At 59.8% G+C, this 10,228-nt stretch carries 6 protein-coding genes and 1 pseudogene; 4 read left to right on the forward strand and 3 right to left on the reverse strand.

Annotation, left to right across the window (positions count from 1 at the left end):
* A partial coding sequence (gene gspD / locus HW466_RS30825; protein ID WP_244138246.1) for a type II secretion system secretin GspD occupies nucleotides 1-1,137 on the forward strand: 1,137 nt, incomplete at its 5' end.
* Between the two features lie 131 nt (nucleotides 1,138-1,268).
* On the opposite strand, the gene HW466_RS30830 is transcribed toward gspD, so the two are convergent.
* The gene (locus tag HW466_RS30830; protein WP_151005053.1) at nucleotides 1,269-1,886 is read right to left on the reverse strand and encodes a hypothetical protein; all 618 of its coding nucleotides are present in this window, start codon (nucleotides 1,884-1,886) and stop codon (nucleotides 1,269-1,271) included.
* A 218-nt stretch (nucleotides 1,887-2,104) separates the two neighbouring features.
* Nucleotides 2,105-3,007, reverse strand: a complete 903-nt coding sequence (locus tag HW466_RS30835) for a hypothetical protein (RefSeq protein ID WP_151005051.1) — start codon at nucleotides 3,005-3,007, stop codon at nucleotides 2,105-2,107.
* 739 nt (nucleotides 3,008-3,746) lie between these two features.
* On the opposite strand from HW466_RS30835, the gene HW466_RS30840 reads away from it, so the two are divergent.
* Complete coding sequence (locus tag HW466_RS30840; RefSeq protein ID WP_151005049.1) at nucleotides 3,747-3,992, forward strand: hypothetical protein; 246 nt, start codon at nucleotides 3,747-3,749, stop codon at nucleotides 3,990-3,992.
* A gap of 689 nt (nucleotides 3,993-4,681) precedes the next feature.
* The gene (locus HW466_RS30845; RefSeq protein ID WP_059542682.1) at nucleotides 4,682-5,116 is read left to right on the forward strand and encodes a hypothetical protein; all 435 of its coding nucleotides are present in this window, start codon (nucleotides 4,682-4,684) and stop codon (nucleotides 5,114-5,116) included.
* A gap of 175 nt (nucleotides 5,117-5,291) precedes the next feature.
* Here the strand turns inward: HW466_RS30845 and HW466_RS30850 are convergent, their stop codons facing one another.
* Nucleotides 5,292-5,843, reverse strand: a complete 552-nt coding sequence (locus HW466_RS30850; protein WP_151005047.1) for a hypothetical protein — start codon at nucleotides 5,841-5,843, stop codon at nucleotides 5,292-5,294.
* Between the two features lie 1,065 nt (nucleotides 5,844-6,908).
* Between HW466_RS30850 and HW466_RS30855 the strand changes: the two are divergent.
* Nucleotides 6,909-10,228 (forward strand): annotated as a pseudogene (locus HW466_RS30855) (beta strand repeat-containing protein); the annotation flags it as partial.

Consider the following 10,228-nt stretch of genomic DNA (forward strand, 5'->3'; position numbering starts at 1 on the left):
AAGGGCGACGACAACCAGCCGGGCGGGATGATCCAGGCCGACGCGGCCACCAACTCGCTGATCATCACCGCGTCCGACCCGGTCTACCGGAACCTGCGCTCGGTGATCGACCAGCTCGACGCGCGGCGTGCGCAGGTCTATATCGAAGCGCTGATCGTCGAGCTGAACTCGACGACGCAGGGGCAACTCGGGATCCAGTGGCAGGTTGCGAGCGGCCAGTTCCTCGGCGGCACGAACCTGACGGCCAAGACAGGTGACGTCGCGAACAACAGCATCATCAACCTCACGGGGGCGGGCAACGCCAATCCCGGTCTGAAAGCCAATTTGTCGGCGCTGGCGCCGGGCCTCAACATCGGCTGGCTGCACAACATGTTAGGTGTGCAGGGGCTCGGCGCGCTGCTGCAGTATTTCTCGGGCGTGAGCGACGCGAACGTGCTGTCGACGCCGAACCTGATCACGCTCGACAACGAGGAAGCGCAGATCGTCGTCGCCGACAACGTGCCGATCCCGACCGGTTCGTATTCGAACCTGACGAGCGGCACGACGAGCAATGCGTTCAATACCTACGACCGTCGCGACGTCGGCCTGACGTTGCACGTAAAGCCGCAGATCACCGATGGCGGGATTCTGAAGCTGCAGCTCTACACCGAGGATTCAGCAGTCGACACCACTACTATGAACGCGCAGACCGGCCCGACCTTCACGAAGCGCTCGATCCAGTCGACGATCCTCGCCGACAACGGCGAGATCATCGTGCTCGGCGGCCTGATGCAGGACAACTACCAGGTGTCGAACAGCAAGGTGCCGCTGCTCGGCGACATTCCGTGGATCGGCCAGCTGTTCCGTTCCGAAAGCAAGCAGCGCAAGAAGACCAACCTGATGGTGTTCCTGCGCCCGGTGATCATCTCCGATCGCAGCACCGCGCAGGAAGTCACGGCCAACCGCTACGACTACATTCAGGGCGTGACGGGGGCGTACAAGTCGGACAACAACGTGATCCGCGACAAGGACGATCCGGTCGTCCCGCCGATGCCGCTCGGTCCGAGCCAAGGCGGCACGCCGGCCGGCAATCTGTTCGATCTCGACAAGATGCGCCGTCAGCAACTGCAGCGCGAGGTAGCACCGGTCCCCGAGTGAGGCTGGCCCCCGAAATTGCCTTGATCAACATGCCGGGTGCCGGCTACGACGCGCCAGCCATGCCGCGAGCCTCGTCTAAAAAGCGTCAACGATTGACGATTCCCTTTCCACCGGCATGTTGGACGATTTCCCTACGAGCGTCCTCGACCGGCCTTGCTCAGCTCGCGCAGCGACTGGAGAGAATATGCGTGGTCCGGCACGTATACAGGTCGATCAGCAAGCGGTTGGACCACTGCGGAGCGGGACGACACCGCAGCCTTCGTGCCCGGCTCGGTTCCCGCTACGTAGTATACGTGGCTGTTCCGCTTCACGCTACCGGCCGCCAGCTTGACCACCCTCGCGTCCTGAACGAGTGTTGACAGCAGCAATCTCGTTTGATGGATCGTGATCGAATGATGTGCGGCGATCTCGCGCTCGCGATAACCTACACCCGGCTTCATCGCGTTCACCACGTCGCCTGCATGTACCTCGACCACGCGCTGTGCTGCGTCGTGGCGCGACAGCGGCACTCCCTCGTCAATCCGATAAACCCGGGACCGATATCCACCATACTCATTACGAAACATAGCGCACTCGACCTTGCCGGCCTGTTCCAGTTGCTCAAGCTGTACGCGGACGATGGCAGTTGGCATACCGAGGTTATCGGCCAGTCTGGCCGGCTCGTACGTCCGTCCGGACTGCATCGCCGCAAGAATATGCAGGGCATCCGGTGCAATTAGCGCAGGCATGTTCTTGGTTGCTCTCTTCATGTCACTTTGTGGCGCTTGACATTGTTTTGTTCGCCACCGATTTTGATCCTTGGTGACGTCTCGCAATCAACGCGACGGGACCGATCGGCGCGTTTGACCTCATCCTCGTGCCGAGCACATTGAAGTCAATGACTGCATCTCGAAGTGGTTGAGCCAACCCAAACCGGCGTCGTGCCTGCGGGTGGCCACTTTGCGGAACCACTGCAACCGTGCATCTCTCATTTCAATGTCGGCGTCGTTTCGACCGCTTCGATCGGTGATGATCGGGTCGCCTCGGAGAGCATCCACAATGATCGCAGTGAACGACCGTATTCGGAGTCGAACGTGGGACGATTCGACCAGAGCGACGGCACGGTCGTCGTCCGATGTATATCGGCGCCCGGCGCTGAACCGGCAACGTAAAAGAGAGGATGCGGCACACGATCGGTCGACATCGTTCGCACCACACGCGCATCGCGCAACAGCACGGCGAGCAGTTCGGTCGTGCGGCGTGCCGACAGCCCGAGCGAGGTGCCGAGCGTGGTCGCGCGATAGGCGACGCCAGGCGTCATTGCCTCCAATATGTGGTGTGCCGTCGCCTGCGGTATGTCATCGGCGGGATTCGGCGTGGTTCTGTCTGGCGCTTCGCTCAGTGCTGTCTTCGCCAGCCGATATCTCGCGCGAATGCGATTTCCTTCCGCCTTATTGACCACCACCAAATGGCCGGACTCGACAAGCGCGGTCACACGCGACCGGATCTCGGATGTGCCGACATTCGCCAGACGTGCCAACTGATACATTTGATAGAGCTTGTTCGCCGCCAGCGCAGCAAGCAGTGACGCATCAGCGCCGGTGATCGCCCGCTGCATGACCGGCGCATCCACGCGCGCGTAAAACCACCTCGATGCACCGCCAGGAATCATTACGCGCACGCGCTCGAATTTGCCGATATCGACGAGCACGGTCACGCATGACCGCGTCACGTGCGCCTGCAAACCAACGCGTTTCGCGATGAGATGAATTGGGAGGCGCTCACCGGGGGACACCGCATCGAGAATCTGACGGAGGCAGTCTTCCGACGCGCTCTCTGTCGCCCTGGCGCTGGCTTTTCGGGATCGTGCGGGACGGGAAGTCGTGTTCATGGCCTTATTGTGTAGGGGCTTGTACGACAGCATCAATAAAGTGCATAGGACTTCGATGTTTTCTCTGAAAAATGGCCACACATCAAATCAGCCGTAGGTTGCCACGCCTACCGAATCGACATTGGCATCCGACTGCGACATGATCTTGGCCTGCCATACGAGCACCGATCACATTCGAGAAGCGAAGTTGGAGCTCCGCGAACGTTATCTCGTCCCCATCGAGATGCAGCCTAATCTTGGTAAGCGGTACACATAGGTCGACGGTTCTCGGCCTGTCGCTGAACGAACCGGCATATGACGCGATCTCGTGCATCGGCCGATCGATCGGCTGTCTGGCCATGACATTTACCCGCCCGGATTCATCGTGTAGATCGATCGATACCCCGATCGCCACCGCTTGGGTCGCCAAGGCCACATCGGCTCGGCAGCCGCCGGGACACCAAAACCAGGGCGCGGCGGTTCGGGCCTCACAATCACCGAAACGTTAAGATGTGTACTCGTCGGTATGCGTGAACGACCATGAAAGGTCAACCAAAATACAATGTCAACGCAATGTGACGAAATCTGACAATCCAAACAGTTATATATATTGAAAATTATTTAATTTGGATTTTAATAATCAACTTTATTAGCTTGTAAGTGCGAATGGCGACCCGAAAGAAGAATTTATCCGTCAGAATTTAGATTGCGCGTATCATGTTCCAAGTTGAACGGTATCCTCCAACCGGATACCAAGACGATGGCAGCCAATTTCGGCGTACAAAAGCGTTATTTCCCGCACAAGCAGGATCGGTTCAAAGAGCTTGTCTCCTCGGACATCCTTAGCCATGCGAAAACGTTTGTCGCGACGTCTCGCAAATGTCGAGACGTGCGAAGGCAACGGGACAAGATGGTTGGGGGAATCGTGTTTATCGGGAAGAAACACTGCAAAGCAAGCACGTCGGACATTTCGCTTGCCGCGGTCAAAAACGCCATCGGTCCTTAGAACGTCGCAGCGTCACGTTCGGGGAAAAAGCGGTCGGACCAGGCGAGGCTGATCTACTCGAAACCAACCCATGCAACCCGTATCCGGACCGCCCTACCGCCCATGGGCATTGACTGCATTGAGCGTCGCTCGACACGCTACCGATCACCGGAGCAGCGCGTCCAGCAAAGTATCGCCATCGCGCGTCATCGGCGCACGGCGAGGATGTCGCGACTGCGACCGGGAGCGTGAGTCGCACGTCGGGCTGTCTTACCGCAAACCCGACGTGATGCTGTCGCGGGTTGATGGAGCTGAACGCCTACGGCGAATTGGACTTGCGAGGAGCGAGATGGCGGGTACTTGGCACCTTGCCGTCCCGCATGTGGCCGGTCGTGCGTTAGCACCATGCACCCATACTCGATGTGTTGGCGCAGTTCGGTTTCATCGTCCGGGCGCGCCTGTCGTTGCGTTCGCCGCAGGGGTCCACGTGCGCCTGACATCTATCGTATTCCGCGCCGATGAAATTGTGGCCGGCATGTCGATCAGCCCGCATCGCGCGCGCCGGCTTCGAGGCGTTCCTCCCCTCCCGGTGGACGACGTTGCGACATGAACCGTTTCGGCGCAGGCCCAATGCAGGTAGGCGCGCACCGGCAACTGATCGCCCCGTTGCCGCACATTGTGCGTGCGGCAACGTTTCACAGGAGCATGTGATGCAATTGCATGAAATCGAGACGCGGGACATGAACGGTGCCCTCGATGTGGCCTACATCAACCCGGACCACGTGTTGTGGATGTCGCAAGCACCCATTGCCGTGCAGCGCACGCAAAGCACGGCCGTGCGTGTGGACGACCGAACCCGCGGCGGCAGCCTGATCATTGTCGATCAACCGCCGATCGCGCAACTGCTGCGCGCCCTCGGCCCGTTCGTGACCGCCATGCTGGCCAACCCGTCGTCGGACTATCCGTCCGGCCTGGTCAACTTTCGCGTCGACGCGATCGTCAAGATCACAACGGAGGGCGAGGGCCTTCCACTCGCGCAGCGCGCCCTCGGTTGCATTCACGTCAAGGATGGCAGTACCTTCAAGGTGCAACACTATCGCGATGTCGCTGCGCAGCTTCGGGTTACGGGTACGCCACGATTCTGACGAACATGAACATTCCCTCACGGCCCAATTCCCTGCCGACAAAATTTTTCTGCCTACGCGTTTTCAAAACGAAATGGACCATGGTTGTGCTCGTATTGTCGCTTGGCGGCTGCGTCAGCTTGGCCGATGTCGTGAGCTGTGCCTCGTCCCAATCGAATTACCCGGACTATCACTGCTACTGAAGCCCGCGTCGCCTCTTTGTGCAGCCGTCTGTGCCCATTCCGTTCTCCAAATAGAAAAAGTTATCGAACGTCTTTGTACGTGGAATCAACGCAGGAGCACGACGAGTTCGACGTTCCGCGCGGCAGGTAGCGCGCGAACCATTGGTTGAAACCCACCACATCAACGGATGGAGCCACGCGAGATGGTGGCTGCGACTCGAGCGATTGGCGTTGATCATGGCGGCGACATCGATGTGCGCGACGCGGTTGCATTCGATCAGGTCCATGGCTCGGTCGAATCCGGTGTCATCGATCTGTCGGCATGACATGGTGGCGCCCGTGCCGGCCGGACGCCGCTTACGCGGCTTCTCCGCTCTCCGCTGCCGCATACAACGCGCGTGGCTTGCTGCCGCGTATGGCGACGTATCGTCATCACCTTTGGCCGGCCACAAATACGTTTTTTGAATGTCTCGCTCGTTAACCACTCGCTTGAGCTTGGCCTTCAACCGCCGGACATCGATATTCGAATCCAGCTCCGTCTGCCACGCGACGACAGATAAGTCCAACTCAAATCCAATAGTTATTATATTTAATGCATTTTATTAAATTGCGATAATGTCAAGAATTGAAAAATACTGAAAATATCACCTCCATTCCCATTGAGTCGACTCGCATTGCCGCGCAATACTACATATTAGGATCTGAAAAACAAGCTCCGCCAAGCGTCGCAATTGACAGCCGGGAGCCCTACGATGTGTAAGCTGCCATAAACTGCTCGCTCGCTATGGTCTCAACTCGAAGCGACGCTGGCGCCACCGTTCGAGTATCGCAGTCGTATCGGCGTTATCGCGACAATGAAAGTTTGTTCCGCGTGATGACAAAAGCTGCGGGCGCGTATGTGAGCACATGAAACCGATTGCGGTTGCCCATCCGACGAATGGTCAGTGCAGCACCCGCATATCGGTCTCTGTAGCCTTTTTCTCAGATTGGTGTCGCCCAGGAAAACTGACGTTAACGAATCGGATAGATTGCGGCGCGCTTGAAATCCGGTTATTTTTCTCAAAGGTGCCGTCGTGAATCGCATTTATCGGAGCATATAGAATGAAGTGCACGGCACATGGATTGCGGTTTCCGAATCCATCATGGCACGAGGGAAACAATCGCGCAATGGTGCTTCGTGCCCAAGCCAAAGCGTTGGCAAGACTGGTAAAGAGATAAAGCTAAGTCTACGGGAACTAGTTGGCTTATCAATCGCCTTTGGTTCGTGCTTTTTCACCCCTGCTTATGCTCAATTTTTTGTAAATGACAACGGCGATCAGGGGTGTTACCAAATAATCGACGGTGGCACTGTTGGACAACGTTTTCTAAATTCCGCGTGCAACAACGCTAGCACAACGACAGTCATGACGAATAGTGGCAGCCTGATCGTCGGCGGCACGAATGGTACAGGTGTAATTGGTGGATTGCCAACATCGACGGGGGGCACAACAACTGCGGGCGGATCAACGGCAAACGTCTATGGATTTTACGTGCTCTCGAACGGCGCCTACATTGACGGAAGCGTCAATGGCACCAATATTCTCGGAATTGTCAATATTTCCGGGTTAACGTCATTAAATGGCGGAGCGTCTCTAAATAACAAGAAGATCACCAATTTGGCAAATGGAGGCGTATCGATAACCAGCACCGATGCAGTTAATGGTAGCCAACTTGCGTCACTGTCGACTTCAGCTTCAACCAGTCTATCGTCCGCCACTAGTTCGGTTGTTTCGCTCTCCACGAGCCTCGGCTCCGTCAACAGCACCGTCAATTCCCTGTCGACTTCCACATTGGCTGGTCTGTCGTCTGCAAATAGCTCGATTACATCGCTGTCGACTTCAACGTCGACTGCTATCGTGGCTGCGACGACACACTATTACAGCGTCAACGACAACGGGACGCAGCAAGCCAACTACAACAACGATGGCGCGGTTGGCGTCAATGCGATTGCAGCGGGACCGAACGCCGCAGCAAATGGCGCGGCGAGCATCGCGGTGGGCAACGGCGCGGTTGCGGGTATCACGGGGAACGCTTCGATAACGAATGACATTGCAGTTGGAGCCGCAGCGTCTGCAACGGGCGGCAATTCGATTGCACTGGGTGGGGGAGCCAAGGCATCCGGAATCGACAGCACGGCAGTCGGCTTCAACGCAAGCGCCACAGGCGGCACCAGTTACGCGACCGGTTTTGGTGCGGTTGCGTCGAACACGGATGCAACGGCTATCGGCAATCAAGCCACTGCAAGTGGTTCACAGGACACCGCCATCGGTGTGACGGCCGTTGCGTCGGGAGGCAACGGGGTCGCGCTCGGCAACAGGGCGGCCGCAACGGCCGGTAATGCAGTTGCCGTTGGTCCGTCGGCTACCGCGTCGGCCGGGCAAGCATCGGCATTGGGCCTCGGTGCCAATGCAGGCGGAACGAACGCAACGGCGCTGGGTATCGGAACTGTCGCGTCTAATTTCGCTACGCTGGCGGCCGGCAATCAGTCCACCGCCACGGGTACCGCCGCTGTGGCACTGGGAAGTACCTCGACCGCGGGGGGAAATTCGTCGGTTGCGATCGGCGATACCGCCGTCGCCAGTGTGACGAATGCACTGGCATTCGGGGCCGGGGCCAATGCGAACGTGACCGGCTCCGTTGCGCTCGGATCGGGGGCAACCACGACCGGTACCGCGAATACGGCAACGGGAGGCACCGGCGCCATCAGCAGCACGACGATCGGCAGTCAGACATTCGGAACGTACGCCGGCACGAATTCGGCTGCGGGCGTTGTGAGTGTGGGTGCCGGTGGTTCCGAGCGCCGCATTCAGAACGTGGCGGCCGGCTTGATCAGTGCAAGCAGCACGGACGCGATCAACGGTAGCCAGCTTTACGCGGTGGCCAGCACGACGACGTCGAACATCGCCAGCTTGTCGACATCCACGTCGGCGAGCCTGTCGTCGACCAATAGCTCTATCAGTTCGCTGTCCACCGGTCTGAGCTCAACCGACAGCACTGTGGCTTCGCTGTCGACTTCGACGTCGACGGGACTGTCGAGCGCTACCAGCTCGATCGGCTCGTTGTCGACGTCGACTTCGACGGGCATCAACTCGCTGTCCACGGGCCTCAGCTCGACCGATAGCACCGTGGCTTCGCTGTCGACTTCCACGTCGACCGGCCTCTCGTCGGCTACCAGCTCGATCAGCTCGCTGTCCACGTCGACTTCGACCGGTATCAACTCGTTGTCGACGGGTCTCAGCTCGACCGATAGCACCGTCGCTTCGCTGTCGACGTCCACGTCGACTGGTCTGTCGTCGGCTACCAGCTCGATTTCGTCGCTGTCGACTTCGACGTCAACCGGTCTCTCGTCGGCAACGAGCTCGATCAGCTCGCTCTCGACGTCGACCTCGACCGGCCTGTCGATCGCCACCAGCGCGATCGGCTCGCTGTCCACGGGTCTGAGCTCGACCAACAGCTCAGTCGCTTCGCTGTCCACCTCGACGTCAACGGGTCTCTCGTCGGCCACCAGCTCGATCAGCTCGCTGTCCACCTCGACCTCGACGGGCATCAACTCGCTGTCGACTGGCCTGAGCTCGACCGACAGCACCGTCGCTTCGCTGTCGACCTCCACATCGACTGGTCTGTCGTCGGCTACCAGCTCGATTTCGTCGCTCTCGACTTCGACCTCGACCGGCATCAATTCGCTGTCGACGGGTCTGAGCTCGACCGATAGCACCGTGGCTTCGCTGTCGACCTCCACGTCAACCGGTCTCTCGTCGGCAACGAGCTCGATCAGCTCGCTGTCTACCTCGACTTCGACGGGCATCAACTCGTTGTCGACCGGCCTCAGCTCGACCGACAGCACCGTCGCTTCGCTGTCGACCTCCACGTCGACCGGCCTCTCGTCGGCAACGAGCTCGATCAGCTCCCTGTCCACCTCGACCTCGACCGGCATCAACTCGTTGTCGACCGGCCTCAGCTCGACCGACAGCACCGTAGCTTCGCTCTCGACGTCGACCTCGACCGGCCTGTCGACCGCCACCAGCTCGATTGGCTCGCTGTCCACCGGCCTGAGCTCGACCAACAGCTCGCTCACGTCGCTGTCCACCTCGACCGCAAGCAGCGTCACGTCGTTGTCCACGGGTCTGAGCTCGACGAACAGCTCGGTGGCGTCGCTGTCCACCTCGACGTCAACGGGTCTCTCGTCGGCCACCAGCTCGATCAGCTCGCTGTCCACGTCGACTTCGACGAGCATCAATTCGCTGTCCACGGGCCTCAGCTCGACCGACAGCACGGTGGCTTCGCTGTCGACTTCGACGTCGACCAGTCTGTCGACGACCACCAGCACGATCCTGTCGCTGTCCACGTCGACCTCGACCGGCCTGTCGTCGGCAACCAGCTCGATCACGTCGCTGTCCACCTCGACGTCGACCGCGATCGAAGCCGCCAAGACGCATTACTACAGCGTCAACGACAACGGCACGCAGCAAGGCAACTACGCCAACAACGGCGCCACAGGCGTCAACTCGCTCGCAGCCGGCGTGAACGCCAGCGCGGCAGGCGCCAGCAGCGTCGCGGTCGGCGACGGCTCGAACGCGCAGTCGAGCGGCGCGGTCGCGATCGGCCAGAACGCATCGGCCACCGGCGGCAAGGCGGTGTCGATCGGCTCCGGCAACACCGCAAGCGGCGACGGCGCGGTCGCGATCGGCGACCCGAGCGTCGCCACAGGCACCGGCGCAGTGGCGCTCGGCGCGAACGACACGGCCACGGGCACCGGCGCAGTCGCGCTCGGCAACGCGAACACGGCCACCGGCAACAGCGCACTCGCCCTCGGCAGCGCGAACCAGGCCACCGCGGACAACACGATCGCGCTGGGCAACAAGGCGGTCGCGAGCGCGACCGGCGCCCAGGCCTACGGCTCGGGTGCGTCGGC

Source organism: Burkholderia territorii (genome assembly GCF_902833055.1).
Taxonomy (GTDB): domain Bacteria; phylum Pseudomonadota; class Gammaproteobacteria; order Burkholderiales; family Burkholderiaceae; genus Burkholderia; species Burkholderia territorii.

Excerpts from the sequence above, each read along its gene's own strand:
- HW466_RS30845 (WP_059542682.1), top strand. The coding sequence starts at position 4,682 with ATGCAATTGCATGAAATCGAGACGCGGGACATGAACGGTGCCCTCGAT.
- HW466_RS30830 (WP_151005053.1), bottom strand. The coding sequence starts at position 1,886 with ATGAAGAGAGCAACCAAGAACATGCCTGCGCTAATTGCACCGGATGCC.
- HW466_RS30840 (WP_151005049.1), top strand. The coding sequence starts at position 3,747 with ATGGCAGCCAATTTCGGCGTACAAAAGCGTTATTTCCCGCACAAGCAG.
- HW466_RS30835 (WP_151005051.1), bottom strand. The coding sequence starts at position 3,007 with ATGAACACGACTTCCCGTCCCGCACGATCCCGAAAAGCCAGCGCCAGG.